The following is a 14,076-nucleotide window of genomic DNA, read 5'->3' on the forward strand; positions in this document are numbered from 1 at the left end:
CAGGAGCCCCATAGAGGCCCTCAGAAAAAGCAAAAAGCAGTGTGGTGGGAAAATATCGCGATCGCGACCTACGGTCGCTAAAAACAACGAACCCCATCAAAATAATGGGGTTCGTCATCAGTCTGAGACGCGAAAGCGTCTTTTTCTTTGGCTTGTATCTAGTGGTTTTGCACGCTGGCCTGTAAGGATTTAATCGGCGTGACGCGCACCTGCTTGATCATATTGTCCTGCACGTCGAGGATATCGATATCATAGTGGCTGATGCGCACCCTGGTCCCGATGCTGGGGATCTCCTCCAGCTCTTCGAGCAGCATGCCGTTGATGGTTCTGGCCTCGGTAGCGGGTAGCGTCCAGTTGAAGGCCTTGTTCAGCTCACGTACGTTGGCACTGCCGTCGATCAATACCGAGCCATCGCTCTGTGGATTCACTTCCTCCGCCAGCGTAGGTGACATTGAGGTGGTGAAGTCGCCGACGATTTCTTCGAGAATATCCTCAACCGTCACCAGCCCCTGAATATCACCATACTCATCGACCACGATGCCGACCTTCTCTTTGTTGCGCTGGAATTTCACCAGTTGAACGTTCAGTGGCGTGCCCTCTGGCACGTAGTAGATCTCATCAGCCGCCCGCAGCAGGTTCTCTTTGTTGAACTCTTTTTTCTCGGTCATCAGCCGGTAGGCTTCGCGTACGCGCAGCATGCTGATGGAGTCGTCCAGTGAATCGCGGTACAACACAATGCGGCCGTGTGGGGAGTGTGTCAGCTGGCGCATGATCGACTTCCAGTCGTCGTTGATATCAATCCCGACGATCTCATTGCGCGGCACCATGATGTCTTCCACCGTCACCTTCTCCAGATCCAGCACAGAAATCAGCATGTCCTGATTACGGCGCGAAATCTTCGACTGGGACTCGTTCACAATGGTGCGCAACTCCTCTTTACTCAACGCGCCACTGATGCGGACGTTGGTGCGGATGCCGAAAATCCGCAGCACCAGGGTGGTAATGCCATTGAGCAGCCACACCAGCGGGAACATGACTTTTTGCAGTGGGGCCAGCAGGAAGCTGCTAGGGAAGGCAATTCGTTCAGGATAGAGAGCGGCAAAGGTTTTGGGTAACACTTCGGCGAACAGCAGCACGACAAAGGTCAGCACCCCGGTGGCGATTGCCACACCAATATCGCCATATAGGCGCATCCCGACGATGGTCCCCAGCGCAGAGGCCAGAATATTGACCAGGTTGTTGCCAATCAGCACCAGGCCAATCAGGCGGTCAGGCTTTTGCAGCAGCTTCTCTACCCGGCGTGCGGCGCGGTTGCCCTGTTTGGACAGGTGGCGCAGACGATAGCGGTTGAGCGTCATCATGCCGGTTTCGGATGCTGAAAAATAAGCGGAGACCGCGACCATAATCACCAAAATGAAAATGAGGGTCTCTGTCGAAACATGCTCCAACGCGGTATTCCTTATGTTGGGGGAGAAGAGTGCCTAGGTGAGGCGATGGAGCGCCAGGCCAGACCTAGCGCACCATCATCAGTTCCTGGAGCAGGCGGCTCCCGAAGTAGGCCATGGTAAGCAGAAAAGAACCGGCAAAGCTGAACCAGACCACGCGGCGGCCACGCCAGCCTTCGTGATAATGGCCCCACAGCAGCACGATATAGACAAACCACGCCATGATGGACAGCACGGCCTTATGCACGTTCTCTTTGCTAAACAGGTTGTCCATATACAGCAGGCCGGTACACAGCGTCAGCGTCAGCAGCACCACACCGATCTGGGTGATATGAAACATCTTACGCTCAATACTCATCAGCGGCGGCATATCGGCACTGAAACTGAGTTTTTTATGTTTCAGCAGGTAATCAAGCCAGGCGAGTTGCAGGGCGTACAGCGTGGCAATAATCAGAGTGGAGTAAGAGAACAGCGCCAGGCCGATATGCACCATCAGTTCCGGGCTGGCTTCCAGATGGGTAATAAACTCCCCAGGCAGGAAGCTGGCAAACGCCAGGTTGATCATCGCAAAGCTGTAGACGATCGGCAGTAGGAACCAGCCGCGATCGCGGGAGGCGACGTAAGTCATCACCGAACAGATAATCAGGCCAACGATGGAGCCAATGTTCAGCAGGCTGAGATTTTGCCCGGCGCTGACGTCAAAAATGCGCTGCTGGAGGGCAATGGCATGGCAGACCAGCGCCACTACGGCCGAGACCAGCGCCAGCCGACGGTATGCGCTATTCTTCCGCAACAAACTGGGAATGATCAGTCCAAGGCTGAGCAGGTAGGCCATCAAAGCCACAAGAGAGAATACTGGCATAGCGTTATTTAGCATCGGCATGGTTAATTGGAATGCCAGTATAACGTTGAGCGGCCCCTACTCCAACCAATCTCCAACGCTGAGGCAGAGATCGTTGTAGCAACGTGTTATAATCGCCGCAATTGTGTCGCCACTGCGGCCTGACTCTTACGTTGAGCATGAGACGATGTTTGAAAATTTAACCGATCGATTGTCGCGCACCCTGCGCAATATCAGCGGCCGCGGGCGGCTGACCGAAGAGAACATTAAAGAAACCCTGCGTGAAGTGCGTATGGCATTGCTGGAAGCGGACGTTGCGCTGCCGGTAGTGCGTGACTTCATCAACCGTGTAAAAGAGAGCGCGGTTGGGCATGAAGTTAACAAAAGCCTGACGCCGGGCCAGGAATTCGTCAAAATCGTCAAGAGCGAGCTGATTGCCGCGATGGGCGAAGTGAACACCGAGCTGAACCTGGCGGCGCAGCCACCGGCGGTGGTGCTGATGGCGGGTCTGCAAGGTGCGGGTAAAACCACCAGCGTGGCCAAGCTCGGCAAATTCCTGAAAGAAAAGCAGAAGAAAAAAGTCTTGGTGGTTTCTGCCGACGTGTATCGCCCTGCGGCGATCCGGCAGTTGGAAACCCTGGCGGAAGGCGTCGGCATCGACTTCTTCCCATCAGACGTTAAAGAAAAACCGATCGACATCGTTAACCGTGCGCTGCAACAGGCCAAGCTGAAGTTCTACGACGTGCTGATCGTCGATACCGCGGGCCGCTTGCACGTAGACGAAGCGATGATGGACGAAATCAAACAGGTACATGCGGCGATCAAGCCGGTGGAAACCCTGTTTGTGGTCGACGCCATGACCGGCCAGGATGCGGCCAACACCGCCAAGGCCTTTAACGAAGCGCTGCCGTTGACTGGCGTAGTGCTGACCAAGGTCGATGGTGATGCGCGCGGCGGTGCGGCGTTGTCTATTCGCCACATTACCGGCAAGCCGATCAAATTCCTCGGCGTGGGTGAGAAAACCGACGCGCTGGAGCCATTCCATCCGGATCGCGTGGCCTCACGTATTCTCGGCATGGGCGACGTGCTGTCGCTGATCGAAGATATCGAAAGCAAGGTTGACCGCGCACAGGCGGAAAAACTGGCTAGCAAGCTGAAGAAGGGCGACGGTTTCGATCTGACCGACTTCCTCGACCAGCTTAAGCAGATGCGTAATATGGGCGGTATGGCCAGCATGCTGAGCAAACTGCCGGGCGCTGGCCAACTGCCAGACAACGTCAAATCGCAGATGGATGACAAAGTGCTGGTACGCATGGAGGCGATCATTAACTCAATGACGCTGAAAGAGCGTGCCAAGCCGGAAATTATCAAGGGTTCTCGCAAGCGTCGTATTGCGATGGGCTCCGGCATGCAGGTGCAGGATGTTAATCGATTGTTAAAACAATTCGACGATATGCAGCGCATGATGAAAAAGATGAAAAAAGGCGGAATGGCGAAGATGATGCGCGGCATGAAAGGTATGATGCCGCCGGGCTTCCCAGGCCGTTAAAACCACGCCGCAGCAAGGCTGTGGCGGGTTTGCCGATTTACCGATCACGGTAAAACCTGTCCGAGAGTGTGATGGTGCAAAAACGAATTACCGGCAATCTACGCTTTAGATTGCTTTTTGCGCCAAAATGAGTAAAATTTTCGGGCTTTTTATATTGCAACCGGGCCCCGTCCCTCAATGGGGCCCGGCTGTTTTATTAACTAAAGAGGATGTTATGGTAACAATTCGTTTGGCACGTGGCGGCGCTAAAAAGCGTCCGTTCTATCAAGTAGTAGTGACCGACAGCCGCAATGCTCGTGATGGTCGTTTCATCGAGCGTGTAGGTTTCTTCAACCCAATCGCATCTGGTCAGGCTGAAGCACTGCGTCTGGACCTGGATCGCATTGAGCACTGGGTTGGTCTGGGTGCTACCGTTTCTGATCGCGTTCACGCGCTGATCAAAGACGCTAAGAAAGCAGCTTAATCTGTCGCGGTGGTGGCAATGAGCAAGCAACTCAAACCGGTAGCACCTAAGCAGCCGATTGTACTCGGTAAGATGGGGTCTACTTACGGCATCCGTGGTTGGCTCAGAGTATTTTCATCCACCGAGAACGCCGAAAGCATATTTGACTATCAGCCCTGGTTAATCCAGCGCTCTGGTCAGTGGCAGTTTGTCGAGTTGGAAGACTGGAAACGCCACAGTCAGGATCTGATCATCAAGGTCAAAGGCATTGACGATCGGGATGCAGCGAATTTACTGACCAATTGCGAAATTGTCGTAGATTCCGAGCAGTTGCCTCCGCTGGAAGGCGATGATTACTACTGGAAAGACCTTATGGGCTGCCAGGTAGTCACCACTTCTGGATACGAACTGGGTAAAGTCATCGATATGATGGAAACCGGTTCTAACGACGTAATGGTCGTGCGGGCAAACCTGAAAGATGCATTCGGTATGAAGGAGCGGTTGGTCCCGTTTCTTCATGGGCAGGTTATCAAGAAAGTCGATCTCGCCGCCAAGATTATCGAGGCTGAGTGGGATCCTGGTTTTTGACCTCCGGATTTAATGGTCGAAGCAAGTGGAATAACAACATGGGGATTGGCTGGTGTTCATTGGTATCGTAAGCCTGTTTCCTGAGATGTTTCGCGCAATCACCGATTACGGGGTAACTAGCCGGGCAGTAAAAAATGGCCTGCTGAGCGTGCAGTGTTGGAGTCCGCGTGACTTCACCTACGACCGGCATCGTACCGTGGACGATCGCCCTTATGGCGGCGGCCCGGGAATGCTGATGATGGTGCAACCCTTGCGGGAAGCTATTCATGCAGCAAAAGCAGCGGCAGGCGAGGGAGCAAAGGTGATTTATCTGTCACCTCAGGGGCGCAAGCTGGATCAAACCGGTGTGCGCGAACTGGCGGCTAACCAGAAGATGATCCTGGTGTGTGGTCGTTACGAAGGGATAGACGAGCGCGTGATCCAAACCGAAATTGACGAAGAATGGTCAATCGGCGATTACGTTCTCAGCGGCGGTGAACTACCGGCAATGACCCTGATCGATTCGGTCGCCCGCTTTATACCGGGTGTTCTGGGCCATCAGGCTTCGGCAGAAGAAGATTCTTTCGCTGAGGGATTGCTGGACTGCCCGCACTATACCCGCCCGGAGGTGTTAGAAGGGATGGAGGTTCCGCCAGTTCTGCTGTCGGGCAACCATGCCGAGATACGTCGCTGGCGCTTAAAGCAGTCGCTGGGCCGTACCTGGCTTAGAAGACCTGAACTTCTAGAAAGCCTAGCTCTGACTGACGAGCAAGAGGTGTTGCTGGCCGAGTTCCAACGGGAACATCGAGCTAAGTAACAGGACTATGAAGGGAACGTCTGAGCGTTGTCTCGACGAGACCGATATATCAGTTTACCTAGGGTAAGAGACATATTATGAGCAACATTATTAAGCAAATTGAACAAGAGCAGATGAAGCAAGACGTACCTGCATTCCGTCCGGGTGATTCCGTGGAAGTGAAGGTATGGGTCGTTGAAGGTACCAAAAAACGTCTGCAGGCATTCGAGGGCGTGGTTATCGCTATTCGTAACCGCGGTCTGCACTCTGCATTCACTGTTCGTAAGATTTCCAACGGCGAAGGTGTTGAGCGTGTATTCCAGACTCACTCCCCAGTAATCGACAGCATTACTGTTAAACGTCGTGGTGCCGTTCGTCAAGCCAAACTGTACTACCTGCGTGAACGTACTGGTAAGTCTGCTCGTATCAAAGAGCGTCTGAACCGCGTTAACTAACGCTGCATCCAAAAGTTAATAGTTATAAGGGGATTACCGTCATGGTAATCCCCTTTTTTTATGGTGCGCGGGAATGGCATTGCGGTTTGACGATATTGTCACACTCGTTAATTCGTCTGTCGGATTTATCCAATACGCGGGAAGGTGGATTTGTGAAACTACCGCCACTGACCACTGAATGGAGCGCCTGCAATGCAATTTGCCTATACGATTTTATATGTTGATAACGTGCAACAAACGATGGATTTCTATCATCGAGCCTTTGGTTTTGAGATCCATTGTTTGCATGAAAGCGGGGACTGGGGAGAATTGGCTACCGGTGCCACGCGGCTGTCATTTTGCTCAAGAGAGCTGCTGGCTGGGCAGGGCAAAAAGAGCGCTAAAAGTGATTATAAACATCCGGTTTTTGAAATTGCCTTCACTACCGACGATGTGTCGAAGGCGCTGAAAAAAGCGTTGGATGCTGGTGCGGTGCTGGTCGAAGATATTCAGCACATGCCCTGGGGGCAAACGATATGCTATGTGGCAGATCCAGAGCATAACCTCGTCGAGATCTGTTCTGTAATGGCTTAATCGTAGCCTTCACCAAACGCCTGTTGCCAATGTGGATTGATACGGAATGCGGCAGGCGTGATCCCTAACCAATGCTGGAATTCCCTGTTCATGTGCGATTGGTCACAATAGCCACTGTTCAGTGCGATTTCTGTCAGGGAGACACTATCGCAGGCAGTTAGCACAGATGCAGTTCTTCTCATCCGCAATAGACGAAGCCAGAATAATGGGCTCTTGCCGGTTTTGTTTTTCACCAGTCGTTCCAGAGTACGAACGCTGATCCCCAACTCCTGGCTTGCCTGAGTCAGTGAGTTGGCAAGCCTTAACGACTGCAATGTTTCGGCAAGCTGCGTATCCACACGAACGGTATCGTGAATGATGGAAAGTAATGTTGGATGTTCTGGTGTTAATCGGGATGCGTTGAGGTAATGGAATAATTTGCCCTCATCGATAACACAATCTGGTCGAAACCGGAAACCATCATAATGGTCCCCTGCAGCGCTTTCCACGCCATAGGCACAGGTGTCGATCTCAGTGATCTTCATCTCCTGTTGCCCATTCCTGTCAGTCAGAAAAATTAGATCCCGGCAGCCATCAGGAACAACAATTTGCCGTGTCGTTTTTGGCGTATGAAAACTCCAGTGTTCCAAGACCAGCTGTTGCATGTGATCTCCCTATCATCTCAAGGACCCGGTTTTCCAAAGCTTACCATCTATTCCCTCTGGTTGGATTATCGTTATTCTGGTGAAACCAAGGGATTACCAGATGGTAACCCCCCTTTTTCATTACATCGCGGCGGCGCGCTGTTTGCCTTCTTGTGGATGAGGCTGCGCCGGAATGATGTCGCCGGGCGAAACGATGACCCGGGCCACGGATTCATGGGTGGCAAAGGTACAACTGCAGTTAATGTTACGGCATTGGTGATAGCGTTCTTTGGTCGATTCACTCAGATAGCGGCTGGAGCGAGTGTGTGCCACGCTACCACACAGTGGACAATGCATCATAGAGACCCCCTCTTGATAATACGGTGAAAAACTATTCGTCAGCAATGCTCGAAAAAGTCATTGAGCGAGCTGTTCTTTCCCTGAGAAACTGGTGGTATTCGGCGTGCTGAGACCTTTTAGGCACAGCTCACGTTCGGCGGCCCGGCGGCGTTCCAGCCCGCGGTTTTTGACGCCATTGACATAAATCCAGCGCGGTAACTGATCGCAAGCCTGCTGCCATTGGCCATGGTTAAGGAAATAAACCAGGGTAGAGCGACATGCGGCCCCCGTACCGACGTTAAAGGCAAACGCCATGACGGCATCATAAGTGGCCTGGGGCATCTGCTGTGGCAGACAGGCCGCCATGCGGCTCTCTACCCGGCGGATATCTTCCAGCAGGTTTTCCGCCGCTTGCACTGGCGTGATGGACTTACCTGGAATAACGCCAGCCGTATGGCCGACACCTTGCGTCCAAACCCCTGCTGCGCATTGATACGGGGTTAACTGGCACCCCTCAAAATCGGCAATCAGGTATAGCCCTTGTTCGGAGGTTTTAATGTGATTGGCCTGCGGCAGCAGCATGGCGATCGCCAGAATGGCCAGGGCGCTGCAACGCTTAACGATTGAGTTCATCAAAAAGTCTCCGTGCTGCCGCATCGCGCTCGATGCTTTTGAGGATCTCCAGACTCTTGCGTCTGTAGTACCAATTAACCAGGAAGGTGCCGATTCCTACGGCCGCGCCGATCAGAAAGGCCACATCCTGCGGTGAGAGCTTGCCAAGCCAGGCGAGAAATAGCGCCGCGGAGTAGGTAATGAATGAGGTTAATCTCTCCATCCCATTAACCCCACATCTGCTGTCGCAGAGGGTTGTTTTGTAGGATAACGCGACTGTCGGCCACGATAAGCGGGTCGATACTGGCCTCATTTGCCGGGTTTATCATGGTTTTTACCTTAGCAATAATTACTGTATATGCATACAGTATTAATCAAAATGCTAAAGTCGTCAAGCTAGGATAGGACTATTTTTAGCAAAATGGTAAGCACGAGGATGGGCATAAAAAAAGCCCATTAATTATGGGCTTAGAGAAGGACTGCGCGGAGCGGTAAGACGAGATTACAAACCGTACACCAGCGTCACTGAAGTCGTGGTATCGGTATTTTTCGGTGCTGAGGCCGGTGGTTTGGTGTTGTAGACCACCGTGTAGGCCAGCCGTAGGGCGAAGTCGTTATTGATGGCGACGTTTAACGCGGTTTCGGAGTTAACGGTGGTTTCGTCGTTCGCCAAAGCGGATAGGCCTTCGGATAGGCGGGCCGTGTCTGTCAGCCTGTAGGAATAGTTGGCTGCGCCATAGGCCAGGGCGCGAGTGGTGCGGCCACCGCCGTGGTATTCATCATGACGTACGCCTGGGCCGAATTCGACACGCAGGTCCTGACGCGGGTCGCTAAAGATCTGGCGCCCGTAACCCCCGGTCAGCGTAGAGCGTGAATCGTAACCGTTGTAACGATCGTTCAACCAGCCAACCTGGCCAAACATATAATTACGAGCTGTCAGATTATAACGGGTACGACCACCGGCCTGGTATTTCTCCGAGGAGCGTACGTTGGAGGAGGTGGTGTTGTTCGCCGAGCCCCACAGGCTGTAAGCCGCATCGCTGTTAAACCAGGTCATAGTGGTGTTGGCCAGCAGGGTCGAGTTCTGTGTGTTGCCCGACTGGGCGTTATAACCTGCCTGAACATTACCATCGAACGGCTTCTTGGCGGTGGCCGGATCGTCCATCGCGGTGAAGAGGGTATTGTCGGCGAATACGGAAACACTGGTGAAGGCGGTCAAGCAGCTAAAGAACAGCGGAATGGCGCAACAAGCGCGTAAAGAGTGCATTTTGGATCCAGTAGTTAAGTGTGATTATAAGTGATAGCGGTCACATTATATCGATTCGCCGAGGGGACAAAAATAGGCCTGGTTAGCTTATGTTTTTAGTTTAAACAGGGGACTTATGCACTTTTCGTCTAGTGATATCGTTGGCTTTTTGCGGCGGTGTTAACAGCGGCAACGGGGATCGCCCGTTGCCGGCAGAAACGCGATTAAAGGAAGGTCATCACCAGCAGATAACCGGTGATGCAGGAGCACAGCACGCCGATCAGGCCAGGAATGATGAAGCTGTGGTTGATGATAAATTTACCGATGCGAGTGGTGCCAGAGCGGTCAAAGCCGATGCAGGCCAGATCGCTTGGGTAAGTGGGCAACACGAAGTAACCATAGGCCGCCGGGAAGAAGGCCAGCAACATTTTAGGCTCGACGCCTAACTGCAAGGCCATGGGTGCAACGGCGGCCAGAGCAGCGGCCTGGCTATTAACCAGTTTGGAAACCAGGAACAAGACGATGGCATAAGTCCAGGGCTGGCTTTTCACCACGTCTTCCAGCACCACCTTTAACTCCCCCATATGTGCCTGGAAGAAGGTATCACTCATCCATGCCACACCGAATACCGAGAAGATGGCGACCATTCCCGCTTTGAATACGGCACCGTTGGCGATATCGCTAGGTTTGACTTTACAGCCCATCAGGATCACCGCACCGGCGATCAGCATCATCATCTGGATCACCAGATTCATCGACAGCGGTTTCAGCACGCCTTTGGCATCGGCAAAGGAAGGACGCAGATCGGCAAAGGCACCGAGCATGACCACGATAGCGATAGCGCCGAAGAAGATCAGCGTTGACCAGTATGCCTGCTTGGGAAATGTTTGATTGAGCAGGGTTTCGGTGCCGCCATAGATATAGGCGCGCTGCTCCGGATCCTGGATCCTGGCCTGGAAATCGGCATCCTTATCCAGATCTTTGCCGCGACGCAGGCTCCATAATGCCGCCATCAATACACCGACCAGTGAAGCCGGGATCGAAACGGCCAGGATCTCCAGCAGCGAGTAGGCTTTGCCGATCCCATGACCGGCGGCAATGATCGAAACCAGTGATACCACGGCCACAGAAACCGGGGATGCGGTGATGGCCATCTGTGAGGCGACAGAGGCAACGGCCATAGGGCGTTCTGGGCGGATCCCTTTTTTGATGGCGATATCAGAAATGATCGGGAACATGGTGTAGACCACGTGGCCGGTACCGCACAGGAAGGTCAGCGTCCAGGTGGTAAAGGGGGCGAGTAAGGTGATGTGTTGTGGGTGGCGGCGCAGTAGCCGCTCGGCATATTGCATCATGACATTCAGACCGCCAGCGGTTTGTAACACCGAGGCACAGCCGATCACCGCCAAAATGGTGAGCATGACATCTACTGGAGGTTTGCCAGGTTCCAAACCGAATATAAAGCACAGCAGAAATAAGCCAATACCACTTATTAAGCCTAGCCCCATACCGCCAAATCGGGTGCCGACTAATAGGCAGATAATAATAATTGCGAATTGCAATGTGATCATGAGAGTCCCTTGTCAGAAAGAAAAAACTGCTAACGCTCATCGCTCCTCAATGCAGGCGGTACGGGCTCTGTCTTCGCAGAGTAACCCTAAAGAGGTGTGAGCGATTTATGCCATAGTTATTTATTTGGCGAGGGATAACTGTGAGGTTCCGCAATATTTATTCAATAGAGTGACTATTATTTCTGATATAGATTGAAATGAATAAAGAATGAAAATCAATTGCCAGTTAAATGTATGACAATTGTTTTATAGTTGTTTAATTTGGCGATGGATGGGGCGGGTTTGCCAAGGAACTTGTTGTCTGTGCGGGTGTGGCATGCAGTGCCACTACACGCCGAAGAGGTGGTTTTTTGATCGCGCCAGGGCCAATGAGTAATCTACTTTTGTGTTCATTTTTATTTACGGTCTGTGATTTTCAGGGAGGCTGATGTTGGTTGTTCTTTGCTGTGTTTTATTAGTGGTTTTCTTTTTTATTTAAATAAAACAGTTTCTTAAATGGATTTTTGTTTCCTGTGACCGGTGATTCGCTTTCCTGTTTATGATGGTAATTTTTTATTTACAGTAAATGGATTGAAAACTTTACAAGGAGTGGTTAAGGTAGCATCTGTAACGCTCAATGTTTTAACTACACACGCATAACGGCAAACGACAGGAATAGCATCATGCAAAAAGACGCGCTCAACAACGTACATATCAGTGCAGAACAGGTTCTGATCACCCCGGAAGAGCTGAAGAACCAGTTCCCACTCAGTGCCAACGATGAAACGGAAATCGCGACGGCCCGCCAGACCATTGCCAATATCCTTAAAGGGCAAGATCACCGTCTGCTGGTGGTCTGTGGGCCATGTTCGATCCACGATCCTGATGCCGCGCTGGATTACGCGCGTCGCCTGAAAACCCTGTCGGCTGAATTGAGCGATCAGCTGTATATCGTTATGCGCGTCTATTTTGAAAAGCCAAGAACCACCGTCGGCTGGAAAGGCCTGATCAACGATCCGTATATGGATGGATCCTTTGATGTAGAAGCGGGTTTGCACATTGCGCGTCGCCTGCTGCTGGATCTGGTCGGTATGGGCCTGCCGTTGGCGACCGAAGCGTTGGATCCGAACAGCCCGCAATACCTGGGCGATCTGTTCAGCTGGTCGGCGATCGGTGCGCGTACGACAGAATCTCAGACGCACCGTGAAATGGCTTCCGGCCTCTCAATGCCGGTGGGCTTCAAAAACGGTACGGACGGTAGCCTGGGCACGGCCATCAACGCGATGCGTGCCGCATCCATGGCGCACCGCTTTGTCGGTATCAATCAGGCAGGCCAGGTTTGCCTGCTGCAAACCCAGGGTAACCCAGACGGCCATGTGATCCTGCGCGGTGGTAAAACGCCTAACTACAGCACTGAGCACGTTGCCGCCTGCGAAAAACAGATGCAGGATGCGGGACTCCATCCGTCCTTGATGATAGATTGCAGCCATGGCAACTCAAATAAAGACTATCGCCGTCAGCCAGCGGTTGCCGAATCCGTAGTTGAGCAGATCAGAGCGGGTAACCGTTCGATCACCGGCATCATGCTGGAAAGCAATCTGCATGAGGGCAGCCAGTCTTCTGAACAGCCGCGTGTAGATATGCGCTACGGCGTTTCGGTGACCGATGCCTGCATCAACTGGGAAAGCACGGAGACGCTGCTGCGCCAAATGCATCAAGAACTCGGCGCTGCGCTGATGGCACGCACTGGAGAGTAGTGAGTTATGGTGGCTGAACTGACCGCATTGCGCGATCAAATTGACGAAGTGGATAAAGCGCTGCTGGCCCTGTTGGCGAAACGCCTGGAGTTGGTGGCGGAAGTAGGGGAAGTCAAAAGCCACTACGGTTTACCGGTTTACGTACCTGAGCGAGAGGCGGCAATGCTGGCTTCTCGCCGCAAGGAAGCGGAAAGCCTTGGCGTTCCGCCCGATTTGATCGAGGACGTGCTGCGCCGCGTGATGCGCGAATCCTACACCAGTGAGAACGACAAAGGCTTCAAAACGCTGTGCCCACAACTGCGCCCTATCGTCATTATTGGCGGTAATGGCCAGATGGGCCGCCTGTTTAACCGGCTGCTTACGCTGTCGGGTTATCAGGTCAAAGTGTTGGACCAAGATGATTGGCCGCAGGCGGATAGCCTGCTGGCGGATGCCGGTATGGTGATTGTCAGCGTGCCGATCCATATCACCGAGCAGGTGATCGCTCAACTGCCGCCGCTGCCGCAGGACTGTATTCTGGTCGATCTGGCTTCGGTGAAGAACCGGCCGTTACAGGCGATGCTGGCCGTACACAGCGGCCCGGTATTGGGGTTACACCCGATGTTTGGCCCGGATGTTGGCAGCGTGGCCAAACAGGTGGTGGTGTACTGCGATGGTCGTCAGCCAGAGGCCTACCAGTGGCTGCTGGAGCAATTGCAGGTTTGGGGGGCGCGTTTACATCGTATCAGCGCCGTCGAACACGATCAGAACATGGCCTTTATCCAGGCGCTGCGCCACTTTGCTACTTTTGCTTACGGCCTGCATCTGGCCGAAGAGAACGTACAGCTGGAGCAATTGCTGGCGCTCTCTTCGCCGATCTATCGGCTGGAACTGGCGATGGTGGGGCGGCTATTTGCGCAGGATCCGCAGCTGTACGCCGATATCATCATGTCTTCGGAAGACAACATTCATCTGATCAAACGCTACTATCAGCGCTTTGGTGAGGCGATCAAGCTGCTGGAGCAGGGCGACAAGCAGGCCTTTATTCAAAGCTTCCAGAAGGTGGAGCACTGGTTTGGTGATTATGCCCAGCGCTTCCTGGTTGAGAGCCGTTCTTTGCTGCGCCAGGCGAACGATAGCCGTCAATAGAGGGAAAAGGGTTCGGCATAGCCGAACCCTTCAGATTGATGACAAAGTCCTGGCCGTGAGGCCAGGACTTTGATCTAATAAGGTCAGTGCAAAAAACGGACTGACTGCCATGCTCAAAGAACCTTCTCCCCATCAGTACCAGTTTGAAACCAT

At 52.9% G+C, this 14,076-nt stretch carries 16 protein-coding genes; 8 read left to right on the forward strand and 8 right to left on the reverse strand.

Annotated features, from left to right (window positions below; genetic code table 11):
- Nucleotides 1-158 precede the first annotated feature (158 nt).
- Complete coding sequence (locus ACMV5I_RS27925; protein WP_024485181.1) at nucleotides 159-1,448, reverse strand: HlyC/CorC family transporter; 1,290 nt, start codon at nucleotides 1,446-1,448, stop codon at nucleotides 159-161.
- 64 nt (nucleotides 1,449-1,512) lie between these two features.
- Nucleotides 1,513-2,307: an inner membrane protein YpjD gene (locus ACMV5I_RS27930; RefSeq protein WP_024530732.1), complete on the reverse strand. Its 795-nt coding sequence runs from the start codon at nucleotides 2,305-2,307 to the stop codon at nucleotides 1,513-1,515.
- A gap of 166 nt (nucleotides 2,308-2,473) precedes the next feature.
- Here ACMV5I_RS27930 and ffh point away from each other — a divergent pair, with 166 nt between their 5' ends.
- The 6 genes from ffh (at nucleotide 2,474) to ACMV5I_RS27960 (ending at nucleotide 6,668) form a co-directional block, all read left to right on the forward strand.
- A complete protein-coding gene (gene ffh / locus ACMV5I_RS27935) occupies nucleotides 2,474-3,835 on the forward strand; it encodes a signal recognition particle protein (protein WP_021182183.1) in 1,362 nt (453 codons plus the stop codon).
- A gap of 214 nt (nucleotides 3,836-4,049) precedes the next feature.
- On the forward strand, nucleotides 4,050-4,298 hold the full coding sequence (gene rpsP, locus ACMV5I_RS27940) for a 30S ribosomal protein S16 (RefSeq protein WP_004932501.1): 249 nt from the start codon (nucleotides 4,050-4,052) through the stop codon (nucleotides 4,296-4,298).
- An 18-nt stretch (nucleotides 4,299-4,316) separates the two neighbouring features.
- Nucleotides 4,317-4,865, forward strand: coding sequence for a ribosome maturation factor RimM (rimM, locus tag ACMV5I_RS27945; protein WP_021182184.1), 549 nt, complete (start codon nucleotides 4,317-4,319; stop codon nucleotides 4,863-4,865).
- 52 nt (nucleotides 4,866-4,917) lie between these two features.
- The gene (gene trmD, locus ACMV5I_RS27950) at nucleotides 4,918-5,661 is read left to right on the forward strand and encodes a tRNA (guanosine(37)-N1)-methyltransferase TrmD (RefSeq protein WP_021182185.1); all 744 of its coding nucleotides are present in this window, start codon (nucleotides 4,918-4,920) and stop codon (nucleotides 5,659-5,661) included.
- Nucleotides 5,662-5,738: 77 nt separating this feature from the next.
- A complete protein-coding gene (gene rplS, locus ACMV5I_RS27955; RefSeq protein WP_024485183.1) occupies nucleotides 5,739-6,095 on the forward strand; it encodes a 50S ribosomal protein L19 in 357 nt (118 codons plus the stop codon).
- Between the two features lie 192 nt (nucleotides 6,096-6,287).
- A complete protein-coding gene (locus ACMV5I_RS27960; RefSeq protein ID WP_121608803.1) occupies nucleotides 6,288-6,668 on the forward strand; it encodes a VOC family protein in 381 nt (126 codons plus the stop codon).
- Here ACMV5I_RS27960 and ACMV5I_RS27965 read toward each other — a convergent pair.
- From ACMV5I_RS27965 to ACMV5I_RS27990, 6 genes are all read right to left on the reverse strand, one after another.
- Nucleotides 6,665-7,312 carry an AraC family transcriptional regulator gene (locus ACMV5I_RS27965; RefSeq protein WP_121608804.1) on the reverse strand — a complete coding sequence of 216 codons (648 nt, stop codon included), beginning with the start codon at nucleotides 7,310-7,312 and terminating at the stop codon, nucleotides 6,665-6,667. The two genes, ACMV5I_RS27960 and ACMV5I_RS27965, sit on opposite strands and share 4 nt — an antisense overlap.
- Nucleotides 7,313-7,432: 120 nt before the next feature.
- Nucleotides 7,433-7,651: an ogr/Delta-like zinc finger family protein gene (locus ACMV5I_RS27970; RefSeq protein WP_025120391.1), complete on the reverse strand. Its 219-nt coding sequence runs from the start codon at nucleotides 7,649-7,651 to the stop codon at nucleotides 7,433-7,435.
- Between the two features lie 57 nt (nucleotides 7,652-7,708).
- Nucleotides 7,709-8,263, reverse strand: coding sequence for a lysozyme (locus ACMV5I_RS27975; protein ID WP_121608805.1), 555 nt, complete (start codon nucleotides 8,261-8,263; stop codon nucleotides 7,709-7,711).
- Nucleotides 8,247-8,465, reverse strand: a complete 219-nt coding sequence (locus ACMV5I_RS27980; RefSeq protein ID WP_021808134.1) for an HP1 family phage holin — start codon at nucleotides 8,463-8,465, stop codon at nucleotides 8,247-8,249. Before ACMV5I_RS27980 ends, ACMV5I_RS27975 begins: the two co-directional genes overlap by 17 nt.
- A 279-nt stretch (nucleotides 8,466-8,744) precedes the next feature.
- Entirely contained in the window at nucleotides 8,745-9,509 is a 765-nt protein-coding gene (locus tag ACMV5I_RS27985) for a YdiY family protein (RefSeq protein WP_414825791.1), read from the reverse strand.
- A 203-nt stretch (nucleotides 9,510-9,712) separates the two neighbouring features.
- Nucleotides 9,713-11,059 carry an anaerobic C4-dicarboxylate transporter gene (locus ACMV5I_RS27990; RefSeq protein WP_021182193.1) on the reverse strand — a complete coding sequence of 449 codons (1,347 nt, stop codon included), beginning with the start codon at nucleotides 11,057-11,059 and terminating at the stop codon, nucleotides 9,713-9,715.
- Nucleotides 11,060-11,721: 662 nt separating this feature from the next.
- On the opposite strand from ACMV5I_RS27990, the gene ACMV5I_RS27995 reads away from it, so the two are divergent.
- Both ACMV5I_RS27995 and tyrA read left to right on the forward strand, forming a co-directional pair.
- The gene (locus ACMV5I_RS27995) at nucleotides 11,722-12,795 is read left to right on the forward strand and encodes a 3-deoxy-7-phosphoheptulonate synthase (RefSeq protein ID WP_121608807.1); all 1,074 of its coding nucleotides are present in this window, start codon (nucleotides 11,722-11,724) and stop codon (nucleotides 12,793-12,795) included.
- Nucleotides 12,796-12,801: 6 nt separating this feature from the next.
- Nucleotides 12,802-13,923 carry a bifunctional chorismate mutase/prephenate dehydrogenase gene (tyrA, locus tag ACMV5I_RS28000; RefSeq protein ID WP_202671593.1) on the forward strand — a complete coding sequence of 374 codons (1,122 nt, stop codon included), beginning with the start codon at nucleotides 12,802-12,804 and terminating at the stop codon, nucleotides 13,921-13,923.
- Nucleotides 13,924-14,076 lie beyond the last annotated feature (153 nt).

It is taken from the genome of Serratia sp. T13T92 (assembly GCF_047530105.1).
Lineage (GTDB): Bacteria > Pseudomonadota > Gammaproteobacteria > Enterobacterales > Enterobacteriaceae > Chania > Chania fonticola.